The sequence below is a fragment of the Paenibacillus polysaccharolyticus genome, assembly GCF_900102085.1.
Classification (GTDB): domain Bacteria; phylum Bacillota; class Bacilli; order Paenibacillales; family Paenibacillaceae; genus Paenibacillus; species Paenibacillus polysaccharolyticus.
The window spans coordinates 308796-325315 of record NZ_FMVM01000004.1; the positions used below are offsets into that span (position 1 = coordinate 308796).

Sequence of the window (16520 nt, forward strand, 5' to 3'; positions counted from 1 at the left end):
GAACGGCCAGAAGATTTATTGGACAGCGGCGGCATCTTCCAGCGCCTGTCCTGCAGGTACGTAGGCGTGCCCGAGGTCACGGGCAACCGCCTCATACGTGATATGTCCATTCAGCGCATTCACCGCGCTGCGAATGGACGAACTACCGCGAATCGCGGTGGCTGCACCATGGTTCGCCAGTTGCAGCGCATAAGGCATGGTGGCATTGGTCAGCGCCACCGTGGACGTGCGCGGCACGGCGCCAGGCATGTTCGCCACTGCATAATGCACGACACCATGTTTCACATAGGTGGGTTCATCATGGGTGGTGATATGATCAATGGTCTCGACGATCCCGCCTTGATCAATCGCCACATCCACAATGACCGACCCGGGTGCCATGGTCTTCACAACCTGCTCGCTGACAAGTGTTGGCGCTTTGGCGCCCGGAATCAGCACCGCACAGATCAGCAGGTCCGCCCCGGTGACGGCGGACGCAATATTGGAAGGGCTGGATACCAGCGTCTGGATCTGATTGCCAAAAATATCGTCAAGCTGGCGCAGCCGATTCAGATTCAGATCCAGAATCGTGACATCCGCCCCCAGACCAAGTGCAATTTTGGCCGCATTGGTACCTACCGTACCGCCGCCAATAATGACAACCTTGCCGCGGCTTACGCCAGGCACGCCGGATAACAGAATGCCTTTGCCGCCTTCTGTTTTCTCCAGGAGCTGCGCACCGATCTGCGCAGCCATCCGACCTGCCACCTCACTCATAGGTGTGAGCAGCGGGAGAGAGCCGCCGACTTCCAAGGTTTCATACGCAAGGGCAGTCACCTGTTTTTCGATCAGTGCTTTGGCGAGAGCCGGCTCTGCGGCGAGGTGCAGGTAGGTGAACAAAATCAGCCCGGGGCGAAAATAACCATATTCACTGGCAAGAGGTTCTTTCACTTTAAGGATGAGCTCGGCATCCTGCCATACCTGAGCGGCTTCTTCAACAATCAGGGCGCCAGCTTTAACATACTCTTTATCCGTAAACCCACTGCCAAGTCCCGCACCTTGTTCGATAAAGACCTGATGCCCGGCTGTCACAAAATCAGCTGTCCCGGCAGGAGTCATCGCTACACGATTTTCATTGTTTTTGATTTCTTTGGGAATCCCGATTCTCATAGCCATGCACCTCGTCCATTTTTTGGTTGTTAGCTTATACTACAAGTTTATGACTCCATGCGTCGTTTTGCACCTTACATAATGTCTAATTTTTAGGATCAAGACTCAACAATTCGTCGAAATAGACTGTTCAGGACACATGTCTTTGGATTATAATGTAAGAAAAAATAACACTAAGAGGGATCGACTTTGCGAAATGACCGTGTTTTTACTGTCAGAGATATCCTGCAACGTCCGGTATTTAGTCAAGCACGGCTTGCGGCAGGGAGAGAAGGGTTGGAACGTCAGGTAGGCTGGGTTCATGTGTTGGAAATTACCAATGTGTCCCCTTTTGTAAGCCCACATGATCTTATTTTATCCACGGGTCTATGGCTTCAGTCTGAAGAAGGGCGTGAAGCTTATCTGATGCAGCTGATCAACCGTGATGCAGCTGGATTATGTGTCGAGTTTGGCACCAGCATACATGCGATACCAGAGTCATTGATCGAACTGGCAAACCAGTATCAGTTTCCACTCATCGTATTTGAACAACCCGTGCGTTTTGTTGAGATTACGCAAGATATCCATTCTCTACTTATTAACCACCAACACCAGCTATTAAAGAGTCTGGAGACGTATTCCCGTGAGCTTCAACAACGCACGTTGCAGCGTACAGATATGTCGGCGGTTCTCGACCTGCTACATGCCTATGCGGCAAAACCTGTGGTATACATCTCGTCGATGGAGGCCGGGAGTTTTGTGCCAGAACTCGCTCCAGACATGGAGCAGGCCATCTATAGCTGGTACAGCCAGGAAGTGGAACGGCTAAATCTGAACGACTCCGATACGGAGCTGTGGTTTCATATGGATGAGGAGAGGGCTTTGCTCTGTTATCCCGTGGTTTGTTTTGGCCAAGTATTTTCAGCCATAGGTATGATTGTGCACCCGTCGGCAACGGTAGAATATCTCAAGCTGTTGCTTGATTACACAGCCAAAGCTGCAGCTACACTTACGCTTCGTTCACAATTTCTTGAAGAGAAGATGGTACGCAACCAGAATGAATTGATTCAGGATTTGATGAATGGCCACATTCAGCAGGAGGAACAGGCTAGAACACGTATGGGGCTTCGCTTGTTAGTGAAGGGACAATACTGGTTCGCGGGAGGTCTATTGCAGATTGAACATCGCATGAAGGGGACGGGCCGGGAGCGAATGGAGGCGAATCATCAGGACATTCTCGTATTGCTTCGCTCACTTCTGAAGAAAAATCATCTAACCAGCCTCATCATGCTGAAAAATAATCAAATCTACCTCTGTTGTGCCAAGGAAGAAACACAAACTGTCTCTGAACAGTCACTGATCCAAATGTTAGAGAGCATCACTCAGGATATGAAACGGTTCGCTCGCTCGAATCTGAAACAAGTCGAAATTCATGCGGGCTTCGGCAAACTTCGAAATCAACTAACTCTTCTGAAGGATAGCCTTCAGGAAGCGGTCCAGGTTATTGAAGTGGCGAGGTCTGTCAAATTAATGAAACATGTTCACTTTTACGATCGTATGGGTATATATCAAATGTTAAAAGCCATGCCGCTTTCATTCCTGCAATCCTTTGCGAACGATCATCTGGGTGTGCTTATAGAGCATGATCGAAGCCATCAGTTGCGATTGGTCGAAACATTGGATGCCTATCTGGCGAATTTCGGGTGCAAAAGGGATGCGGCCGCCCAGCTGTTCGTTCATCGGCAGACTTTGTATAACCGACTGGAGAAACTGGAAGAACTGCTGGGACCAGGTTATATGCAACAGGGAAAACGTGTGTGCTTGGAGATGGCATTGTTAGCTAATGCCATGATTGAAGGTGGAGATGGACAATTGTCATGACAGCAACGTTTTTAGATATGGGCATTGCTTGAATAGAAGGTGTTTTTTTGCTCATTTACAGCTTGTTGATCCGTCGTATACCTCGTAAGGCACGAGACCGGCGACGGGACCCTGTATTGGAGAAACGGCTCCGATAGCGTTCGAATGCACGGGAAGATGTAGCCTGAAGTGGTGAGGTAGATGTTACAAGGCGATATGGAAATGTCATACGCTCAGACCTTCGTTCCCGTCTGTCTTGTGGATCAGCAACAGTTAAACCGGTAAGGTTTAACCATGCCTGAAGCTTACTGGAATGGATGCCAAGTTGTCCGCTCAAATGAGAAATGTCGAGATGTTTTTTCACACAAATCCGCCTTTCCTGAATTATCGGGCTGGAGTAGGATACGAAAGGAAAGCATGAAACCAAGTCGGTAAAATCGTGTGTGCAGGCTTGCTCAGGGTGTTTGGCGGAGTGTTGCGTTTTGTGATATCCATAAACGGCGTGGTTCGATAAATGTAGAAGAGGCACAGATTTGCCTTTTTCTATAAATTGGCTTTTATCAAGATTCTAACATTTCGGAAGCGATTGCGCGTCTCAATATAGTCTCATTTTTATATAAAAGTAAGCTACAGTAAAAGTACCAGTATCTAGTACGGAGGATATATATGGGGAACGGAAGTGAATCTCGAAAGCAGAAGGTTGCCAGGGACGAAAAGCGTTTCGTTGGTCGAGCCAGAGAGCTGATGATCCTGGAGCAGTGGTTTGAAAATGATGAAGCGCCTATGACTATATTTTCAGTTACGGGTATGGGTGGTATTGGGAAGTCTTCGTTACTTTCAGAAATGCTGTCCATCGCTAGAGAGCAGGAAGCAACCGCTATATGGATGGATGGACGGGCATGTGGCACAACGCCCTCCGTGTTTATGGATTATTTTAGTTCAACACTGGGACTGGAACTTGGGCTGTTGAATAGCCAGGGCAACATTCTGCTATCGTTGTTGAAAAGCATGCCCAGAGAGAAACGGCTCGTTATTGCAGTAGATAACTACGAGGAACTTGCATTGCTCGAGAGCTGGTTTATGGAAGTTTTCATAGCGAAACTTCATCTAAGTGGGATACTCATCATACTTGCATCTCGTTCAGAGCTTTCAGCAACATGGCGAACGCATCCCCGGCTGTATCAGCATCTGGTTCAATTGCAGCTGCAACATTTTACCGCGGATGAGATTACGGAGTATATTGCAACCGCAGGTTCATTAAAGCCGAGTATGGCTGGAGTCATTACGAGAATGACGGATGGACATCCGCTGGGACTTGCTCTTGCAGTGGAAGCGGCTGATCAGGAGCGGAATCTTCCTCATGCCGAGTGGGCTGAACTGTCACATATGATCAGTGCCCGGCTGTTACTTGAACTCACCACGCCACGTCTGCATCCGATGGTGGAGGTGTTAACCTTGCTGGAGACAGCAAACCAGGAACTCTTATCCACGGTACTGAATGTACCCGTTAAACAGGAAGAATATCACATGCTGAGACGGATGTCTTTCATTCGTTCCGCGCCGGACGGTCTGGCCTTGCACGATATGGCCCGGGTACATTTGATGCGGGATTTCCGGCAACGCGAGCCGCATCGTATGCAGTCTATGCGGATTCGGATTGCAGAGTTGCTGAAACCACTCCATGAACAGGCATGTGCACTTGGGAAGCGTCAAATTGCGAGAAAGATGCTGTTACTCTGTCAGGAATCTATGCTCCAGTTTCGCAAGTATGCTGATGTCTCACGCGATTCTTTGTTCACGCCGCTTGAACCAATGAAGCAGGCTGACCTACCTTCCCTACACAAGCTGCTAGGGCAATGGTGTGAATATAGCGTTGAGCCCTGGCAGGCCGTGAACTATGGCCCCTTCCTGGATGAACTGGCTCTCCGATATCCTGAAGGTATTGTAATAAAGCGGGATATGAAAGGCGAAACGATTGCGATGTTTATTACCGTGCTGGTGCATCGGGAGATCAGTGATTTACTTTTGAAATATTTTCCGAATGAGATGAAAGAGTGCTTTACGCCAGAGGAATTACAGAATGATCCGGATGAGAGTGATACACACTTCGCATTGCTGGCTGCGGCGAGAGATGATGTGCCTGGATATACACGTGAGGAACTTGTCGGATATATGACACTGGATCGTTTGTCGCTCCTGGGAGATGGGGCGAGAGCCATTCTTGTTGCGACCAATCCACATCTGAAGCTGTTTCTGCGGAGTATCGGCTTTCAGATGCGGAGAACGTCCACACGTGCGTGTGATCGATATGCAGATCAGGCGGATGTGCTGGAACTTGATCTGCGTAGCGGACAATTCGGTGCCTGGGTGATGTCCCTTTTGCATCCAGACCCCCCGGCTAATGCAATAAAGCCCCAGATAACGGGATCCAATAACAGGGTTTGGTCTGAACAGGAAGTTCGTAAAATGCTCGGACACCTTCGCTCACCGGGAGAGTTACAAGAGTATGCAGACAGAATTACAGGTGTGAGGGATGGCATTCAGTTACAATTATATGTTCTGGATCTGTTGGAAGGCAGAATACATGGAGTGTCTCCCCAGGATCAGAAACTGTTACATGCGGCTTACTGGACCTATGCTGGCAATCCGACTGCCGCAGCGCAGGTGTGTTCGATGAGCAGGGCTACTTTTTATCGTCATATTAGAACTGCACTGATTCGTTTAGCGAAAATATTGTAAAGGGTGAAGAAAGATGGTCGCACAGAAATAGCAGAAGCCATCGGTTGAAATAACAAGAACAAGACCAAAATGAAAACCAAAACAAAAATGAAAAGCAACAACCAATAAACCCGCAGTAAAACGGGAAAGATCCGTAACTGCGGGTTTTTCTAGCTGATTCATCTAGCTGTTCATAAGTAGCATCCCCGCAAACTCTAACGTTCAGGAGAAACCTTATTTTGCCCAAAATCGCCATGTTGAAATTCTAACGATCCGTACGGACGCTATTTCGAGCAATTTGCCCATTTCATCCCATTTTCAGCAGGACATTAGCTGAATAGCGTCACTGGAGATCGTTAGATTTTGAAACCACGTCTAAATGGGCAAATAAGGCTTGTGGTGATCGTTAGAGTCGCCAGAAACCTTATTTGCTGGTTTCTGCTCTCGGCACTGAGCTTTCTCTGATTTTTACTCAAATTCTCTGTATTCTATCGCCTGCAACGGCAAGGGTGGAATGTTCTTCATTTGCTAGCCGTGCATTATGTTCAACTGTAAAAGCAAGCGGTAATCACCGCGGAAGTTATAGGTTATATACCAAGCCGATTCATACGGTTGTAGAGTGTAGCTCTGGAGATGCCAAGTTGTTTGGCGAGTGTTCGTTTGTTGCCTCCTGCGGCCTTCAGGTATTGAAGCAAAAGCCGGGCCTCATACGCATCCATCTGTTGCTGATAAGAGGAGCCGGAACTTTGTTCGGGGAATGTAACACTTGGGTTAGCCGCTTCCCGAGCAACCCCTGCAAGATGGTCAGGTCCGTGACTCTCTTGTTGGGAGTCTGTCACATTGGGGGCATGCGCTACTTCTTTTCCCGCAGACTTGAGGTTGGCTACTGTATGTTCCGGCTCAGAAGGTACGTTTACTTTCGCTGATGTCAGTGAATCAGGCAAGTATTCCGGCTTGATCTCACCATCCATCGTTAGAATGGTCAGGCGCTCAATCACGTTGCGCAGTTCCCGGACATTCCCCGGCCAATCGTACTCGAATAAACGTTTGAACAATTCTGGAGGAATCACTTCAATATGACGATTGTAGAGTAGCGAGAATTCTTGCAGAAAAGTCTGGGTGAGCTCATAGATATCTTCTTTACGCAGCCGGAGCGGCGGAATAATCAGATTGATGACATTCAGTCGATAGTAGAGATCCTCCCGGAATTGATTACGCGTAATCATGGCAGGAAGGTCTTGATTGGTTGCAGCAATGATTCGGCAGTTAGCTTGTTTGGTGCGGGTACCCCCAACCGGAAAATAACTTCGTTCCTGCAACACACGAAGCAGCTTGACTTGCAGTTCAAAAGGCATCTCCCCAATCTCATCCAGAAAAAGAGTGCCACCCTCCGCCAGCTCGATTTTCCCCTTTTTCCCCTTAGGGTCTGCCCCGGAGAAAGCGCCTTTCTCGTAGCCAAACAACTCGCTCTCAAACAATGAAGCGGGAATGGCCCCGCAGTTAATCGCGATAAAAGGAGCAGTCTCTGGTTCACGAAGATCATGGATGGCTTTTGCAAAGAGTTCCTTGCCCGTGCCACTTTCCCCCATAATGAGTACCGTAGCAGGGGTGGTGCTGATCTTGCGAATAGTCTCCAGACATTGCCGGATAATTGGACTGCTACCTTTGATACGCGCAAAAGGATCGGTCTCGGGATGAAGCCGGGCAACGGCTTTTTCCAAATGCTGAATTTTGGAGGACATATGCAATAATTCCTGGTGTAGACGAATTTCAGTTGTGATATCGACCTCCGCAGCGACTGCACCAACAATACGACCATCCAGCCTGACAGGGCGGGCATTGATTAGAGCGAACAGATCAGACCTGGGTTGATGCTGTTTGCGGTAGACCGATTCACCGGTGTATAACGTTTTGAGTGATTGAAGTCTTTCGGGTGGGAAAAAGTTGGCGGCAGGCTGACCGATAATATCGGTTTTGCGAATAGAAAATATATTCTCCGCACCGGATGTCCAGTACGCCACCTTGGCTTCTTCATCGATTAAAGATAGTGCGGAACCGGCTGTCTCAAGCGTAGTTTCCAGATATGCTTCCATCAGTCGGTAGGCTTGATGAAGTGAGTTCATGACATCGGATGCCGTGATATAGCCGGTCCATTCGTCACGATCATTTTTGACGATGAGAATAGAGCTCTTGGCAAACAAAGGAATCACTTGTGCCAGTTCCATAGAAAGTGAGATCAAAGGGACAGGGACAAAGAACGATGGGGTAACCGGAAAAGGGTCGGGTTCTGTTGATTTAGCAGAAGATGTGGAAGGCAGGCCTTTTTCACCAGGCAAGTTTAGTTGATCCAGGAAGGAGCAATAGAGATAAGCGCTTCCTGTACCAGAACGTACAAAAACAGGTCGAGTTACGTTGATATCTGAATCCGTATACGGGCGTGGAAGAAGCTTTTCCTGAACGGAGGATTCATCGTAAATGTGCATGTCTGTTCGTGTCAGTTCTTTTAGAGTAGGTAGTAAATGTCTCATCAGGATCACCTCGATTACAACATACGGATTAAAGTGATTGGAAAAGTGATTGGAATTAGTACTACTATTATATCGCTCCAACAGAGTTGTGTATATATTTTTTGACATCGATTGTTCGATTGTTTTGTTTTAATAACGCTCACCCATTTTGAAGTTTTTATGTATACGTTTTCTTTAGGTGGAGAAATGAAAAAATGTTGACTTAGCTACAGTTTTTAACTTATTTCAGGTTTTTTATTTATTTTTGTGTCAATTTATATAACGCTCATTATTTGTGAAAATGTATAAATATAAGAAAATATGTAAAGATGGAGACCGATGTGAGGGTAAGATACAAGATGATTAGTGTAGATTTTGTCTAAAATTTCGTACATTAAATTTTGTGTATTCTTATTTTTTAGACATATATTCTTGTTTAGAGTGAACGTTTAAGTTTGGCAGTGCTGCATCATCAGAAAAAGGAAAAACCATGCACTCCAGAATGACTGGGTTGCATGGCGTGAAGGACTATCTCTTACATCAATTCTAGCGAAACATGTTCTTCACAACCATCCAGAGATTCGCAGGTTTCTCTGCCAGACGGCGGGTATAGTACGGGTACCACATCGTGCCATAAGGGACATAACAACGAATGCGATAACCTTCTTGTGCCAGACGCTCCTGTTCACTCATACGCAGACCATATAACATCTGGAATTCAAAGGCTTCAGGAGAGATATCCCGATCCTTCGCGTATTGTTTCGTCCAGTTAATGATGTGATCATCATGGGAGGCCACAGCGGTATAAACACCTTGATCCAGATGATGACGAATCATCGTTTTGAACTGGTGAATGACCTCGGACGTATTTTGATATGCGACGCTTGCAGGTTCTTTATACGCTCCTTTGACCAAACGCAGCCGAATACCTTCCCGAATCATATCGCGGGTATCCTCTTCCGTTCGATGCAGATAAGCCTGCAATACGGTACCTGAGTTATCCAGCCCTTCCGCATGCAGTCTACGTACGATATCAATGGTTGCTTGGGTGAACGGACTGTCCTCCATATCAATCCGGACGAACAGTTCATGTTCCTTCGCTCGGGCGGCGACCGCACGAATATTCTGGTACCCTTCTTCCGGATCAAGTGCCAGCCCCATCTGGGTCGGTTTCAGTGAAACATTGGAGTCCACACCGCTATGCGCTATACCTTCAACTAACCTCACGTATTCATCCCTGTAAAGTGCCGCCTCGCGCAGATGGGTGATGCCCTCTCCCAGATGATCCAGTGTTGCCATAATGCCTTTGCTATTTAAAACGCGAATTTCTTCCAGCGCCTCTTCCAGCGTATTACCAGCTATGAACTTGCCAGCCAGCTTTTTGCCGTATTTGAGAGACAGGTTCTCTACGGCTTTATTGCCAGCTACGGTTAACAACGTTTTGCGATATAGTTCCGTTCCGACACTCATCGTGGTTCCTCCCTAAACATTCATGATTGTATATTTACATATCTAGCAAAAATCGTGCCAAAATCTGTTGAATGCGATTGCTGATGCCCTAATTATTTTTATGAACATTTTTATCTCCGTGAAACAAAAAAATATTTCATGTTCTAGCGGAGTTGGCACGCTTCTTGCTTCATATATTTGAATGAGACGTAAGTGCTGCGTGAATCTGAGCAGCGATCGATATAAGTTGAACATTTTTTTACACAAATAACGGAGAGGACAGAAAAAACCTGGAAAAGCGAAGCGGTCGCATTTATCACCGGATTTTTCCCTAAGGAGAAGGGAATCCAAAAAATCTGGGGATAACAGCGAATGGAAGGTTATTCTGTCCTCGGAGTGCTCGTGTAAATTATCTTTGTGAGACTTATAAAGTGAGTAGAACCCACATCCTGAAGGAGGAATCATTGATGAATATCCCTTTTGTTAACGAACCATTTACAGCTTTTACGGTGCAAGCGAACCGGGAAGCCTTTGAGGAAGCGCTCCATAAGGTGAAATCCGAACTGGGACAGGAATATCCGATGATTATCGGTGGGCAAAAAATAATCGGCAACCGCACGTTAACCTCCGTGAACCCGGCTGCTAAGGATCAGGTGATCGGAACGATTCATCAAGCGGATCGGGAGCTGGCCGAGAAGGCCATCCAAACGGCTGCGGAAACGTTCCATACCTGGAAACATACGGGCCCGAATGAACGGGCCCGTTATCTCTACAAAGCAGCGGCAATCATGCGCCGCCGCAAGCATGAGTTCTCCGCCTGGATGGTCTATGAGGCGGGCAAAACCTGGTCTGAAGCAGATGCAGATACGGCTGAAGCGATTGATTTTATGGAGTTTTATGCAAGGGAAATGCAACGTCTCAGTGAGCCGCAGCCGCTTGTACGGATTGCTGGTGAAGATAATGAACTGACTTACATTCCGCTTGGTGTTGGCGTGGTGATTCCGCCGTGGAATTTCCCGCTGGCGATTATGGCAGGCATGACCTCGGCTGCATTAGTTTCAGGCAATACGGTGGTGCTAAAACCGGCAAGCACTACACCGGTCATCGCTGCAAAGTTCGTGGAACTGCTGGAAGAAGTGGGTCTGCCAGATGGAGTAGTCAACTTCTTGCCAGGGCCAGGCAGTGAGGTGGGGGATTATCTTGTTGATCATGCACTGACACGTTTTATCAGTTTCACGGGTTCCCGCGATGTCGGTCTGCGGATCAATGAACGTGCTGCACGCACCGCTCCGGGTCAGAAGTGGATCAAACGTGTGATCGCCGAGATGGGTGGCAAGGATTCCATTGTGGTTGACAGTGACAGTGATCTGGAACTGGCAGCCGAGTCGATCACAGCTTCGGCTTTTGGTTTCTCGGGACAAAAATGTTCAGCGTGCTCTCGTGCCATTATCCATAAGGATGTATATGATGAAGTATTACAAAAGGTGCTGGAGCGTACGAAGAAGCTGACGATGGGCAGTCCGCTTGAAGTGGGAAATTACATGGGACCTGTCATTGATGATAAGGCGTATGCAAAGATCACCGAATATATCGAGATTGGCAAAGGGGAGGGACGTCTGGTTCATGGGGGAGGTACCGGAGATCCGGCAGGATTTTTCATCGAGCCGACCATTATTGCAGATGTGGAACCGCATACCCGGATTTCGCAAGAGGAGATTTTCGGCCCGGTCCTGGCTTTCATCAAAGCCGATTCATTCCAGGATGCGCTGGAGATTGCCAACAATACAGATTATGGTCTGACAGGTGCGGTTATCTCGCGCAACCGGGCACATCTGGAGCAGGCAAGACGGGAGTATTTCGCAGGTAATCTGTATTTCAACCGCAAGTGTACGGGGGCTTTGGTAGGGACACATCCATTTGGTGGATTTAATATGTCGGGTACCGATTCCAAAGCAGGAGGCAGGGATTATCTGTTGCTGTTTACCCAAGCGAAGCTGGTGTCTGAAAAATATTAAATGACGTTTGAGACCGCATGTATGTATTGACATGCTGACAAGGGCTGAACTGTATGGTATTATTCCTGCAAATCCCAGTGTTGCTATGAATAGTATCCAGCTTGACATAAGGAGGGCATCGGATGTTAGGTGTTCAGTTGGTGCAGGAACAGCGCTTCCGGCTGTCCATCACGCCGGAAATGAAGCAGTCCTTTCATTTGCTGACCTTGTCCGGTCAGGAACTGATTCGTTATTTGCAGGATGTCGCAGCGGATAATCCGCTTCTTGAACTGGAAGAGCAGTCCGTTTATTCTTTTAAGCCATCAAGAAGAAACAATCAGCAGGTGTATCCTTCCTATGACCCTCTGCTTCAAGCCAAAGGAACAGCGCCTACGCTGGAACAAATCCTTGCTTCGCAAATTCGCACGATGAAAATTCCGCATAGGCTGGAGAAAGTGGCGGTCTATTTGGCTGGATGTGTGAATGCTGATGGTTACTTGAAGGTTGAGCTATCTGAAGTACAGGTTGAACTCGGATTGTCCATGAGCGAACTGAACGCAGGAATTGATTTGTTGCAGTCCCTGGACCCTCCGGGTGTAGGGGCGCGAAATCTGCAAGAATGTTTGCTGTTACAGATTCAGCGTGACCCAGCAGCGATTCCTTATGCCGAGTGTATTGTGCGGGCAGGGCTGGAGGCGTTGGTTCCTTTTCATCCCGGGCGGACAGCAGGCAAGTATGGTATAACTTCGCGGGAAGCACAAGCAGCATACGAGTATATTACTCGTCTTGACCCTAAGCCTTGTCGATCGATAGGCTGTAATGAACGTGCACATTATATCGTCCCCGATGCTACTGTGGATATGGTTCATGGGGAAATGGTGCTCAAGCTGCTTGCAACAGGCAATCCCCGCGTAACCGTAAATGAAGCTTGCAACAACTGGATACAGGAGTCGTCTCCCGGTGAGATCTGGGTGACTCGGGCAGCTGAGGCGAGAGCCGTTATACGCAGTGTGCAACAGCGGCGCAGGACATTGTTACGTGTGATGACGGCCATTATGGAAGAGCAAAAGCGCTTTTTAAGTGAGGGCCCCGCTGCACTGGTGCCGCTGAATCTGGCTTCGATTGCTGAGAAAGTACAGATGCATGAATCAACAGTTAGCCGGGCCGTGAACGGAAAATATATATACACTCCGTATGGGGTTTACGAGGTTAAGGCTTTTTTCGATTCCGGTATTACGACCGTGTCTGGAGAACAGACGTCTGCATCGGCTGTCAAACGGCGGCTGAAGGAAATCATTCGAACCGAGCAACTAAACAAGCCGTACTCAGATAGCCAATTATCTGCTCTCTTTGAAGGCGAGGGCATCATCATTTCTCGAAGAACCGTTGCGAAATACAGGGAGGAGCTTCGAATTCTGTCATCCCTGGAACGAAAACGCTGGGCTTGAAGTGTATACGTCTTATCACGTTAAGTCTGAACGACTCTTTATAAATCTGAAATTTATCGTATCGAATTATACTTCAAATAGCCCCGTTATCCGTTGACTAACGGATAACGGGGCTATTTAGAAATTTTCAATCTGAACTCATAAGATCAGTGTGTTTACATGCGCTCCATGTTACGCAGGAAATGTTCTCCGGCAATCCCCGGCGTGGTCATCTGTTCTGGATGTAGAATCTCTTCCAATTCTTCTGGAGTCAGCAAACCTCGCTCCAAGATGATTTCCTGCAGGGTCATCCCGGTTTTTAATGCTTCCTTTACAATCGAAGCCGCTACGTTATAACCAAGATGCGGGTTCAGAGCAGTCACGACACTGAAGCTTTGTTTCATAATCAACTCGCAGCGCTCACGATTGGCCTCCATCTCTTCGACAGCATAACGTGTGAAGACATCAATGCCATTATTCATGATTTTCAATGATTGTAACAGGTTGAATGCAATAACCGGTCCCATCACATTCAGCTCGAATTGTCCGGCTTCACAGGCCATGCAAATCGTGTGATCATTTCCCATGACCTGGAAGGATACCTGGTTGATTACCTCTGCCATGACCGGATTGACTTTCCCTGGCATAATGGAAGATCCCGGCTGACGTGGCGGCAGAAGCAGTTCGTTAAATCCGGCACGCGGGCCTGAGGCCATCATACGGATGTCATTACAGATTTTGGACAGGCTGACAGCGCATACTTTCAATGCAGCTGAGAGTTCCAAATAGGCGTCTGTATTCTGTGTCGCGTCAACTAAATCATCCGCGGTCTGTAGTGGCAGACCAGTTACTTCAGATAGATACTCGGTAACCTTGACGATATACTCCGGTTTGGCATTAAGGCCTGTACCTACAGCTGTTGCACCCATGTTGATCGAAAGCATGCGTTTATTCGCATATTGAAGACGTTCAATGTCCCGTCCAATCACGCGCGCATAAGCACCGAACTCTTGTCCAAGTCGGATAGGCACGGCGTCCTGTAGATGTGTACGTCCTACTTTGACAACATCGTTGAACTCAATCTCTTTTTTGCGGAAGGCTTCCTGTAGTTTTTTCATCGTGCCTAGCAGGGTCTCGGAGAGCTGATAAGCCGCAATGCGTAAGGCTGTTGGCACAACGTCATTGGTAGACTGAGACATGTTTACGTGGTTGTTCGGATTACAGTGGAAGTAGTCTCCCTTGTTTTTCGTTAACAGTTCAAGTCCGCGATTGGCCAAAATTTCGTTGATATTCATATTCATGGAGGTGCCTGCACCACCCTGAATGGAGTCTACAATAAAATGATCGAGATGATGGCCTTTCATCATTTCATCCGCTGCCATGATGATGACTTCCCCAATCTTGTTTGGGAGCATTTTCAGTTCCATGTTCGCCATCGCTGCCGCTTTTTTAACAGCAGCCAGTGCTGTAATCAGTTCGCGGTGAACCGGAACACCGGTAATCGGGAAGTTCTCTACAGCCCGCACTGTCTGAATTCCATAATACGCATAAGCTGGAATTTCTTTTTCGCCGATAAAATCTTTCTCCGTCCGTGTGGACATAGTAGACATCTCGTTCGCCTCCAGTGGCATCATAAAAATAGTTCGGCTCCAGCGTTGCTGAAGCGCACTCAGTATATCATTTAAGCAAAATAGATGCCAAGCTAAATGATTCTTTCATTGAAACCGATAATAATTTAAATTGGGGAATTTAAAATTTCATATCATGAATTACAGCTACAAGGGAGGGATACCTAAGCTTGTCTTATTCATTATGAGCTTTATGGTATGAAAGTCATGCATGAACGATATGCAAAAGGTAAATAGAGCGTTTTCAGTGATATATGTCACATGAAATTTGGTACAAGATTGGTAAAATAGGAAAAAAGAACTACGGGGTGCGAACATGAAATGGACTTTAGGGGCGAAGACTGTCGCAGGTCTGGTACTAATTTCAATTATTACTTACGGAACTAGCGGCTTTTTTATTTTCTTTGTAAAAGATTGGATTTCGCTTGATATGCCAAACTGGCTGTACATATCTATTATTTTGCTTATGGGAGTATGTTGGAACGGGATTCTCGGCTGGATTGCTTCCCGCTATCTGACTCGTCCGATTGTTCAGCTGTCTCGTGCAGCGCAGCAGGTATCTTCCGGTGATCTCACCACGGAGATTCCGCAGCGCCGTACACAAGATGAGCTTACCGTATTATATGATGCGTTCAACGTAATGGTTTCTAATCTGAGAAGTATCGTGAACGATATTGCGGATAGTACGCGGACAACCTCTCAGAACGCACAGTCATTGAGTGAAGCCATTACGCAGGCTGCAGAACAGATCGAGATGATGTCTGAGGCCGTGGATCATATTGCGGTTGGCGTAGAGGATCAGAAAGTGACTTCCCAGCATTCCCTGATTACCGCCGATGAGATGTTGAATGATTTTCAGAAAATGCAACATCAGTCTTTAGGTATGACCGAATTGTCCGGTAAGATGGAACGTTCGGTGGATCATACCAAAGAAACCTTCTCATCATTGATGAAAGGCATGGATGAACTGGCCGAGTCTCACAATCGTTCCCGTGATATTATGTTGCTCTTGGAGAAGGAAGCTTCCGATATTGAAGCGATTACGCAATCGGTCAAAAATATTGCTGAAGAAACAGGGTTACTCGCATTAAATGCTTCTATTGAAGCGGCGCGTGCAGGAGAAGAGGGCGCAGGATTTGCCGTTGTAGCGCAGCAGATTCGCAAACTTGCTGATGAGAGTAAAGATTCCGTTCATCGCATTAATGAACTGATCAGTCGTGTACAACAACGAATTCGGGAAACGGTGGAGCTGAGCCATGAACAGCATGGACTTGTTGTGAACGAATCAGAACGAACGGTTTCCGTTGATCAGACGTTGCTTGAATTGACAGGCACGGTTGAAGTGTTTATGCAAGGCGCTCATGATATTGGTTCCAAAATTGCTGAGCAGACAGGGCGCGTAGAGCAAACGCATGGTCATGTGAAGAAGATCCAGGGGAAAGCCGGTTCCTTCTCTGATGAAGCGAAGCGCATCATGGATGCCGCGCATGAGGAGACCGCAATCATGGAGGAGATATCCTCTTCTGCAGAAGAGTTGAGACAGTTAACAGATCGATTACTCGATAAAACCAAAGCATTCCGGATGCAGCCTTGAGCTGCTTCCGGAGTGTTTTTTATTTTCCGGGAAATTAGGGCGTATCTTGAAAGCTAATCAGTTTTTCAGGCATGCCCTAGCTTATTATGGTAAAAGACGAACGTTTTTTCGTGTGATTGAAGATTTGTAAAGAATTTTTAAGAAAGATTAACAAAATTGCAACGCGCGGGCGATAAATGAAGATATAATAGGATTATCACAACAGAAGAAGGAGC

The 16520-nt window shown here is 47.2% G+C and carries 10 protein-coding genes; 5 read left to right on the forward strand and 5 right to left on the reverse strand.

Annotated features, from left to right (window positions below):
* Positions 1-15 precede the first annotated feature (15 nt).
* A complete protein-coding gene (ald, locus tag BLQ13_RS07860; protein ID WP_090917831.1) occupies positions 16-1149 on the reverse strand; it encodes an alanine dehydrogenase in 1134 nt (377 codons plus the stop codon).
* A 189-nt stretch (positions 1150-1338) separates the two neighbouring features.
* Between ald and BLQ13_RS07865 the strand changes: the two genes are divergently transcribed.
* Complete coding sequence (locus BLQ13_RS07865; RefSeq protein ID WP_090917833.1) at positions 1339-3009, forward strand: PucR family transcriptional regulator; 1671 nt, start codon at positions 1339-1341, stop codon at positions 3007-3009.
* Between the two features lie 55 nt (positions 3010-3064).
* Here BLQ13_RS07865 and BLQ13_RS28240 read toward each other — a convergent pair whose 3' ends face one another.
* Positions 3065-3352 carry a hypothetical protein gene (locus tag BLQ13_RS28240; RefSeq protein ID WP_139168865.1) on the reverse strand — a complete coding sequence of 96 codons (288 nt, stop codon included), beginning with the start codon at positions 3350-3352 and terminating at the stop codon, positions 3065-3067.
* 302 nt (positions 3353-3654) lie between these two features.
* Between BLQ13_RS28240 and BLQ13_RS07870 the strand changes: the two genes are divergently transcribed.
* Complete coding sequence (locus tag BLQ13_RS07870; RefSeq protein WP_090917835.1) at positions 3655-5727, forward strand: nSTAND1 domain-containing NTPase; 2073 nt, start codon at positions 3655-3657, stop codon at positions 5725-5727.
* Positions 5728-6293: 566 nt separating this feature from the next.
* Here BLQ13_RS07870 and BLQ13_RS07875 read toward each other — a convergent pair.
* Positions 6294-8234: a sigma-54 interaction domain-containing protein gene (locus BLQ13_RS07875; RefSeq protein ID WP_090917837.1), complete on the reverse strand. Its 1941-nt coding sequence runs from the start codon at positions 8232-8234 to the stop codon at positions 6294-6296.
* Positions 8235-8759: 525 nt separating this feature from the next.
* Positions 8760-9683 carry a proline dehydrogenase family protein gene (locus BLQ13_RS07880; protein WP_090917839.1) on the reverse strand — a complete coding sequence of 308 codons (924 nt, stop codon included), beginning with the start codon at positions 9681-9683 and terminating at the stop codon, positions 8760-8762.
* 446 nt (positions 9684-10129) lie between these two features.
* Between BLQ13_RS07880 and pruA the strand changes: the two genes are divergently transcribed.
* Together pruA and rpoN are read left to right on the forward strand one after the other, a co-directional pair.
* Positions 10130-11677, forward strand: a complete 1548-nt coding sequence (pruA, locus tag BLQ13_RS07885; RefSeq protein ID WP_090917841.1) for an L-glutamate gamma-semialdehyde dehydrogenase — start codon at positions 10130-10132, stop codon at positions 11675-11677.
* 122 nt (positions 11678-11799) lie between these two features.
* Positions 11800-13104 (forward strand): RNA polymerase factor sigma-54, encoded by a 1305-nt coding sequence (gene rpoN / locus BLQ13_RS07890; protein WP_090917843.1) that lies wholly within the window; start codon positions 11800-11802, stop codon positions 13102-13104.
* Between the two features lie 155 nt (positions 13105-13259).
* Here the strand turns inward: rpoN and BLQ13_RS07895 are convergent, their stop codons facing one another.
* Positions 13260-14693 carry an aspartate ammonia-lyase gene (locus BLQ13_RS07895; protein WP_090917845.1) on the reverse strand — a complete coding sequence of 478 codons (1434 nt, stop codon included), beginning with the start codon at positions 14691-14693 and terminating at the stop codon, positions 13260-13262.
* A 334-nt stretch (positions 14694-15027) separates the two neighbouring features.
* Between BLQ13_RS07895 and BLQ13_RS07900 the strand changes: the two genes are divergently transcribed.
* Positions 15028-16305 (forward strand): methyl-accepting chemotaxis protein, encoded by a 1278-nt coding sequence (locus tag BLQ13_RS07900; protein ID WP_090917850.1) that lies wholly within the window; start codon positions 15028-15030, stop codon positions 16303-16305.
* Positions 16306-16520: the final 215 nt, after the last annotated feature.